This window comes from Streptomyces sp. NPDC006655 (genome assembly GCF_040703965.1).
Taxonomy (GTDB): Bacteria; Actinomycetota; Actinomycetes; order Streptomycetales; family Streptomycetaceae; genus Streptomyces.
On record NZ_JBEYJU010000009.1, the window covers coordinates 25,201 to 44,601 of the forward strand.

Sequence of the window (19,401 nt, forward strand, 5' to 3'; positions counted from 1 at the left end):
GTCATGGGGCCGCCGTCGGGCCGGGTTCCCGGGGACGGGGTCATGGGGCCGCCGTCGGGCCGGGTTCCCGGGGACGGGGTCATGGGGCCGCCGTCCGGGACGTGGATCCGGTCAGGACGGCACGGCCGCTGCCGACCTCGATCAGTGCGTCGGCGGTCTCGGCCACCGCGGGCCGGTGGGTGACGACGAGGAGGGTGACGGTACCCGCCAGCCGCCGCAGGGCGCCGAGCACACGTTCCTCGGACTCGCCGTCCAGGCGTGCGGTCGGCTCGTCCAGCAGCAGGAGCGAGGGCTCGCGCAGCAGCGCGCGCGCCAGGGCGAGCCGCTGCCGCTCCCCCGCGGACAGCCGGGCGGCGCGTTCTCCCACCGACGCGTCCAGGCCGTCCGGCAGCCGGCGGACGAAGTCCGCGGCTCCGGCCTGTTCGAGGGCGTACCACATGCGGTCCCGCCCGGCGTCGGGCCGTGCCAGGCGCAGGTTGTCGGCGACCGTGCCGTGGAAGAGGTGAGGGCGTTGCGGCACCATCGCCATCCGCCGCGTCCAGCGGTCCGGGTCGAGGTCGCCGAGGTCCACGGCCCCCGAGCGGATGTGCCCGGCGAGCGGCGGCAGCACTCCCGCCACGGTACGCAGCAGGGTGCTCTTCCCGGCGCCGCTCGGGCCGGTCAGGACATACCTGCGGCGGGGCGGCAGCTCCATGCGGACCCCGGTGAGCACGGGGGTGTCGTATCCCACCGCCAGGTCGTGCAGGACGAGCGTCCCGTCGGCCGGGTCGGGTGCGGGCAGCCGGGGACGGGTGCGCGCGGGTGCCCGCGCGGGTGCCGGGGCGCCGCGCGTCAGCCCGTCGAGCTCGTCGAGGACGGCGTGCGTGTCCTGGGCGGCGTGGAACTGGGTGCCGAGGACGCGCAGCGCCCGGTACGCCTCGGGGGTCAGGAGCAGGACGGCGAGGGCGGACGCGAGGCTCATGGCGCCGTCCAGCAGCCGGAAGCCGACCGGGACCGCGATCAGGGCCACCGACAGCGACGTGAGGGTCTCCAGCACGAACGACGACAGGAAGGCGAGCCGGAGCACCCTCATGGTGATCCGCCCGTGCTCCTCGGCGGCCGTGCGCACCCGTACGGCGGTGCGGTCCTGCCGGCCGAGCAGGCGGAGCGACACGAGCCCGGAGACCGCCTCGGTGAACTGGCCGCCCAGCCGCAGCACGGCCCGCAGCCGGTGCCGGGCGCGGGCCTGGGTGTACAGGCCGACGAGCGCGAGCAGCGCCGGTACGAAGGGCAGGGTCACCAGGACGACCAGCGCCGAGGGCCAGTCGAGGACGAAGAGCGCGGCGAGGATCACCAGGGGGCTCACCACCGCGTCCGGCAGTGCCGCGAGCGGACCGGTGACGTAGCCGTCGACCGAGTCGACGCCCTGGGTGAGCAGGGTGGCCAGGGATCCCGCCGAGGCGTCGCCGCGCACGCCCGCCTCGCGTACGGCCCGGTCGGCGTCGAGCCGCAACCGCCGTTTCCAGCGGGCGGCGGCGGTCTCGGCCGACCACCGGTCCCACCAGGCGAGCCCGCAGCGGCCGACCAGGACCGCCCCCGCGGTCATGAGCAGGGCCCGGCTCGCGGACCCGCCGGTGACCGCGCGGGCGACGACCAGCACCTGGGCGACCGTGAGCGCGGCACCGGCCACGGCGCTCGCGGTGCGCAGCACCAGGAACCGGCGCAGCACCGGCACCCGTCGCACGCGCTGGACGTCGAACGGGCCGCCGCGGCCGCCTCCTCCGCTGCTCATGTCCAGGTTCCTCCGGGTGTCGCGTCTGCGGGTCCGGCTCAGTAGAAGACCGGGGAGCGGTGGGTGATCCGGCCTCGGAAGATCCACCACGCGTAGGCCTGGACGGCGATGACCAGCAGCAGTACCGGACCCGCGGTCCAGGTGATCAGGGCCAGGGAGGTGCTGGAGCCCGCGAGCTCGGCGACCGCCGGGGCACGGTGACCGGACTGTCGCGCGGTGATCAGTGCCGGGTACTTGCCCGCGACGACCGCGACCGGGGCCAGGGCCACCGCCGTCGCGGAAGCGGCGAACGCCTGCCAGGCGGAGCGGGGCGTGCGCCACACCACCACCGCCAGCTTGGCCGTCACACCCAGCAGCGCCACGACCGCGAACACGGGATGCCGGAAGGCCCCGTCGGGGAGGCCGCCGGACATCCCGGTGACCAGGGTGGCGAGCAGCAGCAGACCGGCCGCGGCGGCCAGGGCCGGCACCGCGCGCCGCGCCCGCTCCGCCACCGCGCCGTAGGCGCGCGCGGTGAGGAACGCGGCCCCGTGCACGGCGAACAACGCCACCGCGGTCACGCCGCCGAGCAGGGAGAGCGGCGTCACGGAGCCCGCCGCGCCCGTCACGGAACCGGCGGCGTCCAGGTCGACGCCGCCGGCGAGCGCGGCCAGCAGCGCGCCCCAGCCGAAGGCCGCGGCCGCGGCACCGCCGAGGACCAGCGCGTCCCACAAGGCGCGCGTCCTCGCCCCGGTGCTCCGGCTGCGCAGCTGCACGGAGACGTTCACCACGACCACCCCCACCACCGCGACGACCACCAGCGGGTAGGCGCCGGTCAGCAGGCGGGACTCCAGACCCGGCAGGGTGCCGATCATCGTGCCGACGGCGGCCAGCAGCCACACCTCGTTGCTGAGGAAGAACGGGCCCAGCGCGTTGAGGGCGAGCCTGCGTTCGGCGTCCTCGCGCGCCACGTACGGCAGCACGAGTCCGACGCCGTAGTCGATGCCGGCGAGCACGAGGTAACCGGTGAACAGCACCCCGAAGGCGCAGAGCCACAGCGTGGCGTAACCCATGGGCGGACTCTCCTCTTTCGGTACTCAGACCAGTACGGCGACGTCGCGGTCGTCGTCCTGCGGATCGGACGGCAGGTCGTCCGCCATGCTGCCGGTCCACAGACCGGTGTCCTCGGCCGGTCCGCGCCGGGCGACACGGGCCAGCAGGACCCAGTCGAGGACCAGCAGTACGGCCACCACGGTCACGAACACGGCCAGGGAGACGGTGAGTTCGCCGACGGTGAGCGAAGGCGTCAGTGCCTCCTCGGTGCTGAGCAGTCCGTAGACCGTGTACGGCTGCCGGCCGACCTCGCGGAAGACCCAGCCGGCGATGTTGGCCACGAAGGGCAGGGCCGTCATCGGGACGAGCAGCCAGGTCAGCACACGGGAGGACAGGATCCGGTCCTTGCGGACGGCGATCAGGGACCAGACGCCGACGATGAGGGCGATCAGGCCGATCACCATCATGGTCAGCGCCGCGTACCGCACCAGTGTGGCGGGCGGCATGTCGACCTGCCCGAACTGCTTGCGCAACCGGGCCGCGTAGGCGGTGAGTTTCTCCTGGGAGTCGATGAACGCGGCGAACTTGACCGGCTGCTTCTTGGTGACCAGCTGGAGCTGGAGCGCACCGAGGCCGGCCGTGATGACGGCGCCCCAGCAGGCCGCGTGCGCCCCGGTGCGGAACGACCTGCGCAGGAACTCGCGGTCGGCGCGCCCGCGCCGCTGGAGGTGGGCGGTGACGCCGAGCATGAAGAAGCCTCCGGTCAGCACGGCGGCGCCGACTATGTGGCCGATGGCTATCCAGGCGTTGGAGTTGGTGATCAGGGCTCCGGGGCTGGTGAGTTCCAGTACCGAGCCGTGCTTGCGGTAGCCGACGGGGTGGTGCAGGAAGCCGTTGGCGATCAGCGCCCAGACGGCCGACATGTAGGCGGCGGCCACGACCAGCCAGAGCAGGGTGAGATGGGTCTTCTTCGGCAGCCGGTGCCTGCCGAAGATCCACAGGGCGAGGAAGGTCGACTCGGCGAAGAAGGCCACCACCGTCTCCACCGCCAGCGGGGCGCCGAACACACCGGACGCCGCGTCCTCCAGCCCGGACCAGTTCATGCCCAGCTGGAACTCCATCGCGAGACCCGCGCCGATGCCGACCGCGTAGTTGACCACGTACAGCAGTCCCCAGAAGCGGGTCATGCGCTCGAAGACCGGGTCCCCGGTGCGCACCCAGCGGGTGTAGGTGATGGCGACGAGCAGGACCAGGCCGAGTGTCAGAGCGACGAGCAGGTAGTGGAAGACCACCGTGAGCGCGAATTCCAGCCGCGCGAGTCCAAGAGCCCCCATTGCCTTCCTCTCCCGGTGCGAGGCCGCACGCCCGTGACGACGACGGGCGACAGATGCGATCGATCAGTAGCGACGGTACATATAGCGTTCCTACACGTCAATTTCCGTCTTCCCGTCCAGGGCCGGTGCGGCCGTCCCCGGACGGGTCTCGCCGCGGCCGAGCACGTCGCAGGTCCAGCCCGCGCCGCGCCATCGGTCCAGGTCCAGGCCGGGCCTGCCGACCACGAGCCGCGCCGACCGGACCCGCGCGGCCAGCGGGACGGGGTCGACCGTGCCGAACTCCCGCCATTCGGTGAGGTGCAGCAGCGCGTCCGTCCCCTCGGCCGCGGCCGTCGCCGACTCCGCGTACTCCAGGCCGGGGAAGGTCTTGCGCGCGTTGTCCAGGGCCCGCGGGTCGTACACGACGACCTCGGCGCCGCGCTCGCGCAGGGCCGCGGCGACCGCGAGTGCGGGCGAGTCCCGGATGTCGTCCGTGCCCGGTTTGAAGGCCGCGCCCCACACGCCGACCCTGCGGCCGTCCAGCGTCCCGCCGCAGGCCCGCACCGTGAGTTCGACCAGGCGCTCGCGCCGCCGGACGTTGATGCCGTCCACCTCGCGCAGGAAGGCCAGCGCCCGGCCGGCCCCGACCTCCTCGGCACGGGCGGCGAAGCCGCGGATGTCCTTGGGCAGGCATCCCCCGCCGAAACCGAGGCCGGGCTGCAGGAACTGCCCGCCGATGCGGGAGTCGTGGGCCAGCGCGTCCGCGAGTTGCCACACGTCCGCGCCGACGGCCTCGCAGACCTCCGCCATGGCGTTGATGAAGGAGATCTTCGTGGCGAGGAAGGAGTTGGCCGCGGTCTTGATGAGTTCCGCGGTGGCCAGGTCGGTCTCCACGGTCGGCACCCCGGCGAGGACGAGCGCACGGTACACCTCGCGCAGGGCCCCGGCCGAACGGGTGTCGCCCTCGGCCCGTCCGATGACCAGGCGGTCGGGGCGCAACGTGTCCTCGACGGCGTGACCCTCGCGCAGGAACTCCGGGCTCCAGGCGAGCGAGGCGGCCGCGCCCACCGGTGCCAGCCGCCGGAGCATGCCGGTCAGTGCCTCGGCCGTGCCGACCGGCACCGTCGACTTCCCGACCACCACGCAGGGGCGCCGCAGATGGGGGGCGAGTTCGCCCACCGCCGAGGTCAACTGCCGCAGATCGGCACGTCCGTCAAACCGCTGCGGGGTACCGACGGCCAGGAAGTGCAGCTCCCCGAACTCGGCCGCCTCGGCGTAGGAGTCGGTGAACCGCAGCCGGCCGGAGGCGACGCCGCGCGCCAGGATCCGCGCGAGGCCGGGTTCGAAGAAGGGCGGCCGTCCCTCCGCGAGTGCGGCCGTCTTCTCCAGGTCGACGTCCACGCCGAGCACCTCGTGCCCGAGGTCGGCCATGCAGGCCGCGTGGGTGGCACCCAGGTAGCCGCATCCGATGACGGTGATCCTCACGCGTACTCCAATTCTCGGGTGGGGGACGGGGCCGGGCACGGACTCAGCCGGACACCGTCAGAAGGGCCGTCACCAGCAGGGCGAATCCGAGGACGATGTCGAGGGTTCGCCACTGGTGCCAGTGGATCCAGCGTTCGCGGACCGCGATGAGCCGCCGTTCGTCCGCCTCGTCGGGCGGCGGTGCGGTGAGCACACCGCCGGCGGCGGACGGTGCGGCCGGTGCCGTTGCGGCCACCCGTCGCGCGATCGCCTTGTTGATGCGGACGTTGACCAGTTCGGACATCAACGCCAGCGCGATGTTGCAGGCCAGTGCGAGACCGCGCAGCAGGCGCACGGCCGGGTCCTGCGCGGTGAACAGCAGCAGCAGGGTCGCCCCGCCCGTCGTGAGGTTCACGGCGGGCATGTACCGCTCGATGCTGCGGTCCAGCGAGACGTGCAGCGACATCCACTCCGGCACGGAGAGCCGCCGGAACGTCGGGCACACCCCGTACAGGACCATGAGCAGGGCGCCCGCCTGGATTCCGCTGCCCAGCAGGCCCAGGAACGTCAGCAGTGAGCTCCACATCGTCGTCTCCTCTCGGCTTCGCGTCGGTGTCAGGCGGAGAGGTGGATCGACCGCAGGGCGGCGATCTCGGACATGCGCTGCCGTGCCAGCCGGTCGGCGGCGGTCGCGGGCGGGATGCCGTCGGCGACCGCCCGGCCGAGGACCGCACGGGTGGTCTCGAAGATCCGGGACGCCCGCGCCTTCGCCCGGCCGAACGCGAAGCCGTCGATCTCGTCGGCCACCTGGATCAGGCCGCCGGCGTTGGCCACGTAGTCGGGGACGTACAGGATCCGGCGGTCGGACAGGAGCTTCTGCACCCGTTCGGTGGCGAGCTGGTTGTTGGCCCCGCCGCAGACGATCTCGGCGCGCAGCTCCGACACGGTGGACTCGTCGAGGCATCCGCCCAGCGCGCAGGGGGCGTAGAGGTCGATCTCGGCGCGGCGCAGCGCGTGCTCGTCGGCCACCGCGGTCACCTGCGGGTGTCTGGCGAGCACGGCGGAGACGGCGACGGGGTCGGGGTCCGCGACCAGCACCGAGGCGCCGGCCTCGACGAGATGGCCGACCAGGCGCCGGCCCACCTTGCCCACGCCCTCGACGCCGATCCGCCGTCCGGTCAGATCCGCCTCGCCCCAGGTGTGTTCGGCGGCGGCCAGCATCGCCTGAAGCACCCCGTACGCGGTCAGCTCGGAGGAGTCGCCGGCCCCGCCCGCCGCCCTGCTGCGTCCGGTGACGTGCCGCGACTCGCGGGCCACGACGTCCATGTCCTGTTCGGTGGTGCCGATGTCGCACGCGGTCACGTACCGTCCGCCGAGGGCCTGCACGAACCTGCCGTAGGCGCGCAGCAGCGCCTCCGTCTTGACGCGCCTGGGGTCCCCGATGATGACGGCCTTGCCGCCGCCCAGATCCAGTCCGGCGACGGCGCTCTTGTAGGCCATCGCCCGGGACAGCCGCAGTACGTCGGTGAGCGCGGCCGTCTCGTCACGGTAGGGGTAGAACCGGGTGCCGCCCAGAGCCGGGCCGAGCGCCGTCGAGTACACGGCGATGATGGCCCGCAGACCGCTGCTCTCGTCCTGGCAGAACACCACCTGCTCGTGACCGCTGCGCCGGGCGAACACGCCGTCGGCGTCGAGTTCCGGCAGGGGTGCGGTGATGACGTCGGCCATCGGAACACTCCTCCTCATCGTTCCTCGGTGGGCGCGGGTGACGGCTCCCCGGCGGGGCCGGGGGCGGCGAGGACCAGGGCGCTGTTGAAGCCCCCGACGCCGCGGGCCACCACGAGTGCCGTGCGCAGCCGGGCCGGACGCACCGGCTCCACCACGAAGTTCAGGCCGTGTCCGGCCGACGCCGGGTCCAGGTGCACGGTGGGCGGTACGACCCCGTGGGTGAGGGCGAGGCAGGCCCAGGCCACGTCCAGCGGGGGGCCGCCCGAGTAGAGCCGTCCGACCATGGACTTCGGCGCGGTGACGAGGACCTCCCGCGCCCGGTCCCCGAAGACCGTGCGCAGGGCGAGCGCCTCGGCGGCGTCGGCGTCGGCGACGCCCGCGGCGTCCGCGAAGACCACGTCGACGTCCTCGGGAGTCAGCCCCGACCGGCCGATCGCCTCGGACATCGCGCGGGCGAGCTGCCGCCCGTCCGGTGCGGGATCGTAGGGGTGGTACGCGTCGTGCGTGGCCGCGTGCCCCAGCACCTCCGCGTAGACGGAGGCCGACCGGGCGCGGGCCGCCGCCAGTTCCTCGACGACCAGCACGGCGCCGCCCTCGCCGGGGACGTAACCCGCCGCCGCGGCGTCGAACGGCCGGTAGCCCGCGGCCGGTTCGGACGCCCGGCTGAAGCGGCCGAGGTCGTTCTGGCAGACCAGCGCGTACGGCGTGAGCGGGGCCTCGGTGCCGCCGGCCACGACGGCGACTCCGCCGCGCTCGATGTTCCGGCGCGCCTGCGCCAGGACGTCGAGGCCCCCGGCGCTGTCCGCGACGAGGACGCCGCAGCTGCCCTTGAGGCCGTGGCGGATGGAGATCTGCCCGGTGCTGGCCGCGTAGAACCACGCGATGGACTGGTAGGCGCTGACCGCGGACGGGTGCCGGGCCCACAGGGCCTCGATCTCCCGCTGCCCGAACTCGTTGCCGCCGGAGGCGCTCGCCGTCACCACGGACACGTCGAACGGGTCCAGGGCGGCCGGGTCGAGCCCCGAGTCGGCGAGGGCGTGGTCGGCCGCGGCGAGGGCGAACCAGGTCCAGCGGTCGGTCTGCACGAGGAACTTGTTGCTGATGTGCTCGGCCGGGTCGAAGTCCTCGACCTGGCCGGCCAGCCGGATCGGCGAGGTGTCCGGGTAGCGGGTGAACGGCGAGATCCGGCACTGGCCCGCGAGCGTGGTCTTCCAGTGCTCGGCGACGCCGAGGCCCGTCGGCGCCACCACTCCGATGCCTGTGATCACCGCCCGGCGGCGGGCTTCGGTCGTCGCAGGCATGGGCGTCACAGCTCCTTCAGACGGGAGAAGACCATCGCGGACTGGAACCCGCCGAAGCCGCTGCCGACGGACAGGACGTGGTCGACGTGCGCCTCGCGTGCGGTCAGCGGGGTGTAGTCGAGATCGCACTCGGGATCCGGCGTGGTGAGGTTCGCGGTCGGCGGGATGGCGTCCCGGTCGATCACCAGCGCGCACGCGGCCATCTCCATGGCGCCGATGGCCCCGAGGGAGTGCCCGATCATCGACTTGATGGAGCTGATGGGGATGCGGTACGCCGCTCCGTTCAGGCTGCGCTTGAACGCCCCGGTCTCGTGCCGGTCGTTCTGCTTGGTGCCCGAGCCGTGCGCGTTGATGTACCCGATGTCCTCGGGGTTCAGCGCGGCCTGGGCCATCGCCTCGTCGATGGCCCGGCTCATCTCCACTCCGTCGGGGTGCAGGCCGGTCATGTGGTAGGCGTTGGCGTGGCTCGCGTAGCCGGTGACCTCGCAGTAGACGTGGGCCCCGCGCCGCCTGGCGTGCTCCAGCTCCTCCAGGACGAGCACCGCGCAGCCCTCCCCCATGACGAATCCCTGCCGGTCGGCGTCGAAGGGCCGCGACGCGCCCTCGGGGTCGTCGTTGCGGGGGCTGGTGGCCCGGATGGCGTCGAAGCAGGCGTACGAGATGGGCGAGATGGGTGATTCGCTGCCCCCGCAGAGCATCACGTCGACGGTGCCCTCCTCGATCTGCTGGGCGGCGAGGCCGATGGCGTCGATCCCCGAGGTGCAGCCCGTCGACACGACCGCCGACGGTCCGTGGGCGCCGTGCCTGATGGCCACTTCGGTGGCGACCGCGGAGGGCACGAAGACCGAGTACATGAACGGCATCGCGTACCGCCCGTCGACCTCCCACCGGCGGCCGTGGTCGCTGAGGACGACGTACTCGTCCTCCAGCCGCATGGTGGCGCCGACGGCGCTGCCGAGGAGCACTCCGGCGCGCTCGCCGTTCCAGGCACCGGTGTCCAGGCCTGCGTCGGACACCGCCTCGGACCCGGCCACGAGGGCGAACTGCCCGTAGCGGTCGTTGCGCCGGATCTCCTGCGGGGTCAGGCCCGCCACCGCCGGGTCGAAGTCGGCCTCGGCCGCGACCTGGGAGCGGTACTCGGAGGCGTCGAAGAACGTCACCCGGCGGGTCGCCGGCTTCCCGCTGACGATCCTGGCCCAGAAGTCCTCGCGGGTACTGCCGCCGGGCGCCACGGCACCGATGCCGGTGACGACGACCCTGCGCGGGCGGCGGGCGCCGTTGCCGGTCATGTCGCGGCCCCCGCCTGCCACTCGGCCAGCGTCTCGGTGTCGACGTGGCCGAGGTCGGGCCTGGGCGCCAGTGGGCCGAGGAAGAACACCACGCGGACCGCGGCGCCCGACTCGTTGACGATGCGGTGCCGGGCGTTCCTGGGCACGAACACCGCCTGGTCGGCATCGACCGTCCGGCGCTCCTCGCCCAGGTCCACCCTGAGCCGGCCCTCCACCACGTGGATGAACTCCTCCGAGTACGGGTGGTAGTGCTCGGTGATCACCTCGCCGGGCTCCAGCCGCACGGTCCCGGAGAACCCGCAGGTCGTGCCGACGGTGCCGGGCGACAGCTGGGTGCGCAGGTCCGCGCCGCGCCGGCGGTTGGCCGGCACGTCGCCGACGCCGACGACGCGGGAACGGCGCGCCTCCAGCGCGTGTTTGACGGCCTTCATCTGGATCGCGGTGTTGCGGTTCAGACGCTCCTGCATCGCCGTGTCGTCCACGGGTGCCTGCGGCTTCATCGTGAAGTCCTGCTGCCAGCGCATCCGGGTCCGGGCGTCGTCGACCGGTTCGTAGGTCCAGCGCAGGTGCATGTACTCGAAGAAGCCGGTCTCGATCCGCTGGGACCGCACCGTGCGGGTGGCGCGGTCCGTCTCGCGGCGCGACACCCACGACCAGACGTTCCCGTCCTCGTCCGGGTGCATCGTCAGCCGGAAGGTGACCGAGTCGGGGCCGGACTCCAGCACCTCGACGGCGGAGTACTCGGTGAACAGGTCCGGCCAGGACCGGACGTCGTTGGTGGTCTCCCAGACGAAGTCGAGGGGTGCGTCGACGACGATCTCGTTGTCCGTGTGTCCGGGCATGCTCCGCTTCACCGGCCCGTGGTGACGGGAGTGTCGCCGGCGACGGTCAGGCGCACCGCGTTGGGCGTGGCGTCGGCGGTGGTCTGCTCCTCGGCGTCGACGCCGGTGCGCTCCTTCAGCTTGGCGGCGAACTCGGCCCGGGCGAGCGAGTCCAGTTCGAGCTCTTCGAAGGTGCTGTCGAGGTCGGCGACGGTGAGGGAGCGGTCGGCGCCGACGGCGAGCAGCATGCCGATCAGGTCCTGGTCGGAAACGGGGACACCCATGGGTGCTTCTCCTTTGACGGAAACGGGGTGGGGTCGTGGTGCTGCGGGTCCGGCAGTGGGTCCCGCTGTGGGGAACTGCCGTGGAGCGCGGAAGGCGTGCTCAGCGGCCGGGCGGTGCGGCGAAGTCGAAGCCCTGGGCGAGGTGGCGCATGTTCTCCGGGGCGTCGGTGGCGATCCACCGCATCATGTCCTTGAGCATCTGCTTGGTCGGGGTGACGAAGCGTGCGTCGCGCTCGCGGAAGCCGAAGCCGGGCGCGACGAAGTCGGCGGTGGCGATGCGCCCCATGAGGTCGCGGCCGGCCTCCGTCGCGTCGAGCGTGCCCGCGTCGACCTGGTCGCAGAGCCGGACCATGTGGTCGAACAGCTCGCGGTAACCGGGCTGGTCCGGCCACCACAGACCGACGTTCGGCCCGTCCTCCAGCGCGCTGAACACGCTGTCGTCGCCGGTCCGTTCGTAGGCGTCGATGAGCCGTTCCAGGCGCAGGTTGCCCGGGACCCCGCCGTACGCCCACACGCGGAACACGGCGTTCCACAGTTCGTAGTTCTCGAAGGAGACGAAGGAGCTGTTGACCATCGCGTCGTTGAAGTCGAGCAGGCCCTGCTCCAGCCGTTCCACGAACGCGAACCGGTCCGTCGAGAAGTCGTCGTCCTTGAGGGCCGCGAGCAGCCGCCAGGAGAGCGCGTTGATGACCTCCGCCGTGTTGGATATGCCACGGGAGAAGAGCGGGTCGAGGAATCCCGCCGCGTGCGACATCAGGCACCAGCGATGGCCGACCGTCCGCGACGAGGAATACTGCAGCCGGTCGGTCGACACCCATTCCCGCACCGGGCGGGCGTCGGCGAATATCCGTTCCACCGCCGGGAAACGGGCCGCATGCCGGGCGAATTCCTCGCCGGGCGTCAGGTCGGCGGCTTTCGGATAACGGCGCTCGTCGAAAGTGAGTCCGACGCTGACGAGCTGGTTGCGGGAACGCGGTTCGTTGTTGAAGGGAATCACCCAGAACCAGCCGCGCTCGAACATGTGGTGCATGGTCCCCTGGAACCACGGCACCGGGGGCATCTCCTCCAACGGGATGCGCAGGCATTCGTCGGTGGTCTTCACGCCCACCATGTGGGTGAACAGGGAACGGGAGTGGTGCTTGAACCGGGCCGGCTCCTCCCGCAGCCCCAGCTTCTGCGCGAGCGGCGAACGGAACCCGCTGGCGTCCACGAGGTAGCGCGCGGTGTGGCGCCTGCCGTCCTGGCCCACGACGGTCACCTGGTCGTCGCCGAACTCCACGTCGGTCACCCGGTAGCCCTGCCGGGCGGTGCAGCCGTAGCGCACGGCGGCGTAGAACAGGTAGGCGTCGCTGTCCTGCCGGAACAGGTGGCTCGACTGGTTCAGCTTGGCGGGGGCGTTGAACTGGTTCACCTCACGCGGGTCGGGCTCCTGTCCCTCGTGGTGCACCATGAACCCGAAGTGCCGCTTGATGCCGTTGGAGGTGCCCATCTCCTGGAGGCAGCTCTCGTAGGAGGTGAGCATCTCCAGCTCCGGCACGCCGTACCGGCGCGCCAGCAGCTTGAAGAGCACCAGGGTGTGCGGGGTGGTGGACTCGCCCACCGCGAACCGCGGATGAGTGCCGGCGTCGATCAGCAGGACCGACGCTCCGTTGCGGGCCAGAATGGCCCCGAGCGTGGAACCGGCGATTCCCGATCCCAGAATCACCACGTCGAAATCAGAGTCGTTTTTCGTGGGGCCGCTGGACGACATTCAACCCTCCCCTTTCGCTGGGTAAGAAATTACTGCCGAAGCGAGTTCGGACGCTTCCTCCGGGTGTCGGTGTTCCGCCTCCTCCGAGGTGCGGATTTCCTTCTCCTCCGCACGGCCGATTCCAGGATCAGACGGGCGAGTCCTTGGGGATGACCCCTTCGTGCCACGGGACCGGCACGGAGTGCACCGCGGCACCGGTGCGCCGGGACACCTCGACGGCGAGCCGGCGCGCCCTGCGCCGGGCGGGGGAGAACCAGCCCGAGCGACCGCTGTCCGGGATCAGGACGACGCCGGCGCCGACGGAGCCGGCCAGGTACGGGATGTCCCGCGACACGTGGAACACCGGGACCAGGGTCCACGGCACGTCGGTGTCGTACAGGATCTCCGACAGGTCCATGTCGGTCCGCAGTTCGTACTCGAACCACAGCTCGCCGTAGGGCAGCGCCACGGCGCCGGCGCTCATGGGCGGCGGCCACGGCATGATCAGGGCGAACGTGAGCGTCCCGCCCCGGTCGCGGGTGTACGCCGCGGCGCTGCGCACCGTGGTCTCGCACAGCCGCTCCACCGGCAGGACCAGCACCACGTTGCGGCCGTCGCGGCAGGCCGGGAACAGGGCCGTGAGTTCCAGTCGGCTCATCACGTGCCCTCCGCCCGCCTGGCCAGGAACCGGTCCACGAACAGCGTCGAGTGCGTCCCGGCCAGGAACTCCGGCTGGGCGATCAGGTCGCGTACGAGGGGGATGGTGGTGGCCACCTGCCCGCTCTCCACCTGGAACTCCTCCAGCGCGCGGGTGAGCCGGGCGACGGCCCGCTCTCGCGTGGGCGCCCAGGCGATCACCTTGGCCAGCAGCGAGTCGTAGTGGGCGGGGACGGTGTCGCCCTCGGCGAAGCCGGAGTCGGTCCGGATGAACGGCCCGGCCGGCGGCCGGAACACGTCCAGCGTCCCGGGGGTCGGCCGGAACCCCTGTACCGGGTCCTCGGCGTTGATCCGGCACTCGATCGCGACCCCGCGCACCATGGTGTCGTCCTGGGTGAGGGTGAGCGGCTCCCCGGCCGCGACCCGGATCTGCTCGGCGACGATGTCGATGCCCGTCGCCATCTCCGTCACCGGATGCTCGACCTGGATACGGCCGTTGATCTCCATGAAGGTCAGCCGGCCGGCCTCGTCGGCGAGGAACTCCACGGTTCCGGCGCCGCTGTAGCCCACCGCGCGGGCGGCGGCGACGGCGTACCGGCCGATCTCCTCGCGCTGCCCGGCGGAGAGCCTGGGTGAGGGCGTCTCCTCGACCAGTTTCTGCCGGCGCCGCTGCAGGGAGCAGTCGCGCTCGCCCAGGTGCAGGACGGCGCCCCGGCCGTCGCACAGGATCTGCGCCTCGACGTGGGCCGCCGCGGGCAGATACCGCTCCACATAGACGCTCGGGTCGCCGAACAGGGCCTGGGCCGTCGCCCGGGTCTCCCGGAAGACCGCCGGGAGGTCGTCCGGTTCCTGCACGACCGCGATACCCCGGCCGCCACCGCCCGCGGCCGCCTTGATCACCAGCGGGAAGCCGATCGCGTCGGCGATCTCCCGGGCCTCGGCGAGGGTGGCGACGGCGCCTTCGGAGCCCGGCAGCACCGGCAGCCCCGCTCCGGCCATCAGGCCGCGCACCGTCGCCTTGTCGGCGATGCGGTGCATGACCTCGGGGGGCGGGCCGACGAAGGTGATGCCGTTGTCCTGGCACACCTCGGCGAAGTCGGCGTCCTCGGACAGGAAACCGTATCCGGGATGGATCGCGTCGGCCCCGCACTTCAGCGCCGCCTCGATGACGTTCGGCACGTCGAGGTAGCTGCGCTTGGCCGGCGGCGGGCCGATGTGCACGGCCTCGTCCGCGAACCGCACCACCGCGGACCGCGCGTCCGCCGTGGAGTACACGGCGGCACTGGCCACTCCCAGCTCCCGGCAGGCACGGGCGACGCGCAGCGCGATCTCGCCCCGGTTGGCGATCAGGATCTTGCGGAACATGACACCCCCAGCCCCGTCTCAGGTCTCGTCCGGCTCGAGGCGCAGGAGTGCCTGCCCGTACTCCACGGCCATGGCGTCCTCGGCCAGGATCTCGGCCACCACCCCGTCCCACTCGGAGACGACGTGGTTCATCAGCTTCATCGCCTCGACGATCCCGATCGTCTGGCCCGCCACGATCCGGTCGCCCGCCTCGACGAACGGCCGGGCTCCGGGCTCGGGGGCGCGGTAGAACGTGCCGACGAGCGGGGCCGTGACCGTGCGGCCCGGCACGGGCGGCGACCCGGCGGCCGGGGCCGGCCCGGCCGGCTCCCCGGGGGCGGCCGGCGGTGCGGCGGGGTCCGGGGTCCAGACGACCTCCAGCTGGGCCTCCCCCACCCGCCCGGTCACCGCGGTGGGCGTGCCGGGCAGGTCGCGGACCAGCTTGCCGATCTCCTCGCGCAGCAGTTTCAGCCGCTGCTCGTCACGGTCCTCGGCGGGGTCGGGCAGCAGGATCCTGGTCGCCGCCGCGCCGTTCGCCGCCGTCCGGTCAGTCATCGTGACCACCTGTCCGCGCGGACGCGGTGCCGAGCCGCCGGAACCGCTCGTACCGCGAGCGCGCCGGTTCGCCGGGGCGGTCGGCGGGTGGTCCGTCCAGGGCCCGGACGATCGCGTGCCGCAGGGTCGCCGCCATGACGGCGGGCGCCGCCTGCGCCCCGCCGGGGGGCTCGGGCAGTACGGCGTCCACCACACCGAGCCGCAGCAGTTCGGGCGCGGTCAGCCGGAGCGCCTCGGCGACCTGGGCCGCGTGCGCGGGGTCGCCGAAGAGGATGGTCGAGCAGCTCTCCGGGCTGATGACGGAGTAGCAGGCGTTCTCCAGCATGAGCACCCGGTCGGCCACGGCGAGGGCCAGCGCACCGCCACTGCCGCCCTCGCCGAGGATCACCGAGACGACGGGGACGGTCAGTTCGGCCATGCCGAGGATCGACTCGGCGATCGCCCAGGCCTGCCCGCGCTCCTCGGCGCCGAGCCCCGGGAAGGCGCCCTGGGTGTCGACGAGGGTGACGACGGGGATGCCGAGCCGGTCGGCGAGCCGCATCAGCCGCAGGGCCTTGCGATAGCCCTCCGGCTGGGGCATGCCGAAGTTACGGCGGACCAGTTCCTGGGTGTCGTGGCCCTTCTGGTGCCCGATCAGCATGACGGTGCGTCCGCCGAGGGCCGCCAGGCCGCCGACCACGGAGGGATCGTCGGCGTAGAGGCGGTCGCCGTGCAGTTCCACGAAGTCGTCGGCGATCATGCCGACGTGGTCCAGCGTGGTGGGCCGCCGCGGGTCGCGTGCGGTGCGCACGGTGTCCCAGGCGGGCCGGGCGGTGAGGGCCTCGGGGTCCGTCAGCGGCTCCGCGTCCGCCGGGGCCGCCGGGACGTCGTCCGTCGCGGGGTCGCCGGCCAGCAGCGCCAGCAGCCGGCCGAGCAGGCCGCGCAGACCGGCGCGCGGCTCGACGCGGTCGAGCATGCCGTGTTCGAGGAGGTGCTCTGCGCGCTGGAATCCCTCCGGCAGCCGCTTCCCGGTGGCCTTGGCGATCACCTCGGGACCGGCGAAGCCGATGGCGGCGCCCGACTCGGCGACGAGGATGTCGCCCAGGGTGGCGAACGACGCGGTGACCCCGCCGTACGTGGGGTCGGTCAGCAGGCAGATGCTGGGCACGCCGTGGCGGCGCAGCCGGGCGAAGGCCTGGCTGGTCTTGGCCATCTGCATCAGGGAGACGGCCCCCTCCTGCATACGGGCCCCGCCCGAGGCGGTGACCACCAGCAGCGGGATCCTCAGGTCGAGGGCCCGCTCGGCGGCCTCGGTGACGGCCTCCCCGACGGCGGCGCCCATGCTGCCGCCCATGAACGCGAAGTCCATGACGGCGACCAGGACGGGTCGGCCGGCGATCTCACCGGTGCCGCTGAGCACGGCGTCGTCGAGCCCGGTCCGCTCCCGGGCGGCGCGCAGCCGGTCCCCGTAGGGCCGTGAGTCGGTGAAGCCGAGGACGTCCACGCTGCGGTGGCGGGTGCCGGCCGGGGTGAACGAACCGGGGTCCAGCAGCTGGTCGAGGCGGTCCGCGGCGCTCAGCCGGCCGTGGTGTCCGCACTCGCGGCACACCCCCAGGTCCCGGCGCAGCCGCGGCAGGTAGGCGGGTCTGCCGCAGCCCCGGCAGCGGGCCCATTTCGGCTCGTCGACCGGGAGCAGGACCGGCGGTTCGGCGGTGGTGGTCATCGGCGTCCCCCGCTGTCCGGGGTCCACTGGTAGAACTCGGCGGCGAGGGCGTCGCCGGGGCTCTTCCAGGAGTCCGGGTCGTAGGGATCGACCAGCGGGCGCAGCCGACGGCTGAGCTCCTGGAAGTCCTCCCGGCCGGCGGCCTCGCGCAGCGCCGAGCGGTGGTCCCCCTCGAATTCGACGTAGTGGAAGTAGAGATCCCGGTATCCGAACAGGTGCCTGCGCCGCACACCGAGAATGTCCGGCAGCGGGCCGGAATCGGATTCCGCGAACAGCTTGGCGATGTGCTCGGCGTTCTCCGGATGCATCCGGGCGACAATGAGCGCACGGTCTGGCATGCGACCCCCTCGGTCAGATTCTCGGTCTCTGGATGGAGAAAAACTAATTTCCTGTCCCGCTCCTGTCGCCCGCCCTGGTGATGAATCCACGTGTCCGACGGGGGACGGTTCCGCTCCCCCGTCCGGTGGAGAAAGGACGACCGTGCGCAGCAGAGCGGGAATTCCTCCTCATCCCCCGGCGAGTGCTTCGAGGCGCTCGACCACCGCGGAGACGGGAGGGAGCCGGCGGAAGTCGTCGCGCACCAGGGAGGCCGCCTCGGCGTAGCCGGAGTCGTCGATCACGGTGCGTACGGCCTTGCGCACCGCGTCCGGGGTCAGGGCGGCGGGGTCCAGCGACGGCGCCGGCGGGGTGTACACGTTGGCGAGGTTCACGCCGAGCCCCAGATTGGCCAGGTGCATGCTGACCACCGGCTGGTCGGCGCCCATCGGCAGGAAGCACAGCGGCACGCCGGAGGCGAGGGCGACGAGGATGGAGCTGAAGCTGCCGTGGCTGAGGAACGCGGCGCAGTGCGGCAGCAGGGCGCGGTGGTCGACGTAGGGGACCAGCCGGGTGTTGGAGGGCACGGTGCCGTACTCGGCCGGGTCGGTGCCCCGGCCCGTGGAGACGACGAGCCGCACCGGCTCGTCGGCCAGCGCCTCCAGTACGGTCCGGTGCACGGCGCGGGCGGCCGGGGTGCCGACGAAGGTCGTGCCCAGGGACAGGTGGACGAGCGGGGCCCCCTCGGCGGCGGTGAGCCAGCCGGGAGCGGGGGGCGCCGGTTCGTCGAACATGTCGGGCCGGTAGCGGAACTCGTGGGCGAGCCGCTCCCCGTAGGGCAGGTCCAGGGTGCGCGGCTTGCGGTGCAGGTAGAGGTGGCTGAACATGCGGTGCAGCTGCGGGTCCTCGGGGAGCCGGTACTTGGCGGCCAGGGCCGCGATCGCCTCCCCGGCCATGGCCTGCATGACCGGGCGCGGGGTGCCCATCGCGGAGGCGGCGGCGGCCTGCGGCAGGCCGAGCAGTTCGGCCGCGACCCAGCCGCCGAACTCCATGGCGTCCCACACGATCAGGTCGGGCTCGAAGTGGCGGGCGTGGGCCACCAGGTCGTCGACCATGCCCATGCCGGCGACCTCGGCGAACGCCCTGATCGGAGGCCCGGAGCTCTGGTGGAACTGCGGCAGGGACGTGGGGTCGGACTGGGACCAGTCCACCCCTGACGGCAGCAGCTCGACGCCCTCGCGGGTGAAGGCCGCCCCGAACGTCTCGGCGGTCGCCGCGGCGACCGTGTGTCCTGCCGCGCGCGCCGCGCGGACCAGCGGCAGCATCGCGTGGAAATGCGCGGTTCCCGGTACGCACGTGAAGAGGATTCGCATTCGGCCCCCTTTTCCTTCCGGTTTTCCTTCCGGGTTTCCCTTCGGATTCACCGGTGATTCTAGGGAGCCGTTTCCGAGGCCACTTCCCCCGGCCGCATCCGTCCACCACGGCACTGCGGCAGGAACGCCTCCCCCGTACGGAGGAGAATTCTTCAGCTCTGTACGGATGAGGCTCCGCCGGAATTCACCGGCTAGTCTCGCGACATGACTACAGATGTGTTCGCGCTCGATTCCGAAGTGGACGGCGACCATCTCCGTGCCGTCCTCGGGCAGTTCGCCACGGGTGTCGCGGTGATCACCGTGCCGACCGGTCGGGGACCGGTCGGCATGACGGTCAACTCGTTCTGCTCGGTCTCCCTCACCCCGCCGGTCGTGCTGTTCTGCGTCCGGCACCGGTCGCAACTGCACGAACCCTTCTCGGCCGCCACCGCGTTCGCGGTGAACGTGCTGGCGGAGGGCCAGGAAGAGCTGTCCCGGCAGTTCGCCCGGCCGGGGTACGACCGGTTCGGCGCGGTGCGCTGGCGTCCGGGCGTGACCCGCTCGCCGGTGCTGGGCGGAGCGCACGCGGTGCTGGAGTGCCTGACGCACCGGGTGCTGCCGACCGGGGACCACGACATCGTGCTCGGGAGGGTCGTCGCCGCCCATCCCCTGGGCTCCGGCCGGCCGCTGCTGTTCCACGCGGGTGGCTACCGCGAGCTCGCCTGAGCCGCCGGCCGGGGGCCC

The 19,401-nt window shown here is 72.6% G+C and carries 18 protein-coding genes; 1 reads left to right on the forward strand and 17 read right to left on the reverse strand.

All coding sequences use genetic code 11. From position 1 onward, the window contains the following. Positions 1-79: 79 nt before the first annotated feature. The 17 genes from cydD to AB0958_RS07545 all read right to left on the reverse strand — a co-directional run bounded on the left by cydD (position 80) and on the right by AB0958_RS07545 (position 18,678). The gene (cydD, locus tag AB0958_RS07465) at positions 80-1,771 is read right to left on the reverse strand and encodes a thiol reductant ABC exporter subunit CydD (protein WP_366889374.1); all 1,692 of its coding nucleotides are present in this window, start codon (positions 1,769-1,771) and stop codon (positions 80-82) included. Positions 1,772-1,809: 38 nt separating this feature from the next. Further along, positions 1,810-2,823, reverse strand: a complete 1,014-nt coding sequence (locus AB0958_RS07470; RefSeq protein ID WP_366889375.1) for a cytochrome d ubiquinol oxidase subunit II — start codon at positions 2,821-2,823, stop codon at positions 1,810-1,812. 24 nt (positions 2,824-2,847) lie between these two features. After that, complete coding sequence (locus tag AB0958_RS07475) at positions 2,848-4,137, reverse strand: cytochrome ubiquinol oxidase subunit I (protein WP_366889376.1); 1,290 nt, start codon at positions 4,135-4,137, stop codon at positions 2,848-2,850. Between the two features lie 90 nt (positions 4,138-4,227). Next, complete coding sequence (locus AB0958_RS07480) at positions 4,228-5,601, reverse strand: UDP-glucose/GDP-mannose dehydrogenase family protein (RefSeq protein WP_366889377.1); 1,374 nt, start codon at positions 5,599-5,601, stop codon at positions 4,228-4,230. Positions 5,602-5,644: 43 nt separating this feature from the next. Next, complete coding sequence (locus tag AB0958_RS07485) at positions 5,645-6,166, reverse strand: DUF1772 domain-containing protein (RefSeq protein ID WP_366889378.1); 522 nt, start codon at positions 6,164-6,166, stop codon at positions 5,645-5,647. A gap of 29 nt (positions 6,167-6,195) precedes the next feature. Further along, positions 6,196-7,308 (reverse strand): Glu/Leu/Phe/Val dehydrogenase dimerization domain-containing protein, encoded by a 1,113-nt coding sequence (locus tag AB0958_RS07490; RefSeq protein ID WP_366889380.1) that lies wholly within the window; start codon positions 7,306-7,308, stop codon positions 6,196-6,198. Between the two features lie 14 nt (positions 7,309-7,322). Next, positions 7,323-8,609, reverse strand: coding sequence for a beta-ketoacyl synthase N-terminal-like domain-containing protein (locus AB0958_RS07495; RefSeq protein ID WP_366889381.1), 1,287 nt, complete (start codon positions 8,607-8,609; stop codon positions 7,323-7,325). 5 nt (positions 8,610-8,614) lie between these two features. Further along, the gene (locus AB0958_RS07500; RefSeq protein WP_366889382.1) at positions 8,615-9,898 is read right to left on the reverse strand and encodes a beta-ketoacyl-[acyl-carrier-protein] synthase family protein; all 1,284 of its coding nucleotides are present in this window, start codon (positions 9,896-9,898) and stop codon (positions 8,615-8,617) included. Beyond that, positions 9,895-10,740 carry a cupin domain-containing protein gene (locus AB0958_RS07505; protein WP_366889383.1) on the reverse strand — a complete coding sequence of 282 codons (846 nt, stop codon included), beginning with the start codon at positions 10,738-10,740 and terminating at the stop codon, positions 9,895-9,897. Before AB0958_RS07505 ends, AB0958_RS07500 begins: the two co-directional genes overlap by 4 nt. Positions 10,741-10,748: 8 nt before the next feature. Then, positions 10,749-11,003, reverse strand: coding sequence for an acyl carrier protein (locus AB0958_RS07510; RefSeq protein WP_366889384.1), 255 nt, complete (start codon positions 11,001-11,003; stop codon positions 10,749-10,751). A gap of 100 nt (positions 11,004-11,103) precedes the next feature. Continuing rightward, complete coding sequence (locus AB0958_RS07515) at positions 11,104-12,711, reverse strand: tryptophan 7-halogenase (protein ID WP_366889385.1); 1,608 nt, start codon at positions 12,709-12,711, stop codon at positions 11,104-11,106. 169 nt (positions 12,712-12,880) lie between these two features. Beyond that, positions 12,881-13,390, reverse strand: coding sequence for a hypothetical protein (locus tag AB0958_RS07520; RefSeq protein ID WP_366889386.1), 510 nt, complete (start codon positions 13,388-13,390; stop codon positions 12,881-12,883). Continuing rightward, positions 13,390-14,754: an acetyl-CoA carboxylase biotin carboxylase subunit gene (locus tag AB0958_RS07525; protein WP_366889387.1), complete on the reverse strand. Its 1,365-nt coding sequence runs from the start codon at positions 14,752-14,754 to the stop codon at positions 13,390-13,392. Before AB0958_RS07525 ends, AB0958_RS07520 begins: the two co-directional genes overlap by 1 nt. An 18-nt stretch (positions 14,755-14,772) precedes the next feature. Continuing rightward, positions 14,773-15,288: a biotin/lipoyl-containing protein gene (locus AB0958_RS07530; protein ID WP_366889388.1), complete on the reverse strand. Its 516-nt coding sequence runs from the start codon at positions 15,286-15,288 to the stop codon at positions 14,773-14,775. Next, positions 15,281-16,990 carry an acetyl-CoA carboxylase carboxyltransferase subunit alpha gene (locus AB0958_RS07535; protein ID WP_366889389.1) on the reverse strand — a complete coding sequence of 570 codons (1,710 nt, stop codon included), beginning with the start codon at positions 16,988-16,990 and terminating at the stop codon, positions 15,281-15,283. Before AB0958_RS07535 ends, AB0958_RS07530 begins: the two co-directional genes overlap by 8 nt. After that, positions 16,987-17,328, reverse strand: coding sequence for a TcmI family type II polyketide cyclase (locus AB0958_RS07540; RefSeq protein ID WP_366889390.1), 342 nt, complete (start codon positions 17,326-17,328; stop codon positions 16,987-16,989). The genes AB0958_RS07535 and AB0958_RS07540 overlap by 4 nt, the downstream gene beginning before the upstream one ends. A 168-nt stretch (positions 17,329-17,496) precedes the next feature. After that, on the reverse strand, positions 17,497-18,678 hold the full coding sequence (locus AB0958_RS07545) for a glycosyltransferase (RefSeq protein WP_366889391.1): 1,182 nt from the start codon (positions 18,676-18,678) through the stop codon (positions 17,497-17,499). Positions 18,679-18,882: 204 nt separating this feature from the next. Between AB0958_RS07545 and AB0958_RS07550 the strand changes: the two genes are divergently transcribed. Beyond that, positions 18,883-19,383 (forward strand): flavin reductase family protein, encoded by a 501-nt coding sequence (locus AB0958_RS07550; protein ID WP_366889392.1) that lies wholly within the window; start codon positions 18,883-18,885, stop codon positions 19,381-19,383. Positions 19,384-19,401 lie beyond the last annotated feature (18 nt).

Coding starts and splice junctions, on each gene's coding strand:
- AB0958_RS07470 (WP_366889375.1), bottom strand. CDS start 2,823: ATGGGTTACGCCACGCTGTGGCTCTGCGCCTTCGGGGTGCTGTTCACC.
- AB0958_RS07525 (WP_366889387.1), bottom strand. CDS start 14,754: ATGTTCCGCAAGATCCTGATCGCCAACCGGGGCGAGATCGCGCTGCGC.
- AB0958_RS07505 (WP_366889383.1), bottom strand. CDS start 10,740: ATGCCCGGACACACGGACAACGAGATCGTCGTCGACGCACCCCTCGAC.
- cydD (WP_366889374.1), bottom strand. CDS start 1,771: ATGAGCAGCGGAGGAGGCGGCCGCGGCGGCCCGTTCGACGTCCAGCGC.
- AB0958_RS07475 (WP_366889376.1), bottom strand. CDS start 4,137: ATGGGGGCTCTTGGACTCGCGCGGCTGGAATTCGCGCTCACGGTGGTC.
- AB0958_RS07490 (WP_366889380.1), bottom strand. CDS start 7,308: ATGGCCGACGTCATCACCGCACCCCTGCCGGAACTCGACGCCGACGGC.
- AB0958_RS07510 (WP_366889384.1), bottom strand. CDS start 11,003: ATGGGTGTCCCCGTTTCCGACCAGGACCTGATCGGCATGCTGCTCGCC.
- AB0958_RS07530 (WP_366889388.1), bottom strand. CDS start 15,288: ATGACTGACCGGACGGCGGCGAACGGCGCGGCGGCGACCAGGATCCTG.
- AB0958_RS07550 (WP_366889392.1), top strand. CDS start 18,883: ATGACTACAGATGTGTTCGCGCTCGATTCCGAAGTGGACGGCGACCAT.
- AB0958_RS07495 (WP_366889381.1), bottom strand. CDS start 8,609: ATGCCTGCGACGACCGAAGCCCGCCGCCGGGCGGTGATCACAGGCATC.
- AB0958_RS07520 (WP_366889386.1), bottom strand. CDS start 13,390: ATGAGCCGACTGGAACTCACGGCCCTGTTCCCGGCCTGCCGCGACGGC.
- AB0958_RS07500 (WP_366889382.1), bottom strand. CDS start 9,898: ATGACCGGCAACGGCGCCCGCCGCCCGCGCAGGGTCGTCGTCACCGGC.
- AB0958_RS07540 (WP_366889390.1), bottom strand. CDS start 17,328: ATGCCAGACCGTGCGCTCATTGTCGCCCGGATGCATCCGGAGAACGCC.
- AB0958_RS07485 (WP_366889378.1), bottom strand. CDS start 6,166: ATGTGGAGCTCACTGCTGACGTTCCTGGGCCTGCTGGGCAGCGGAATC.
- AB0958_RS07535 (WP_366889389.1), bottom strand. CDS start 16,990: ATGACCACCACCGCCGAACCGCCGGTCCTGCTCCCGGTCGACGAGCCG.
- AB0958_RS07545 (WP_366889391.1), bottom strand. CDS start 18,678: ATGCGAATCCTCTTCACGTGCGTACCGGGAACCGCGCATTTCCACGCG.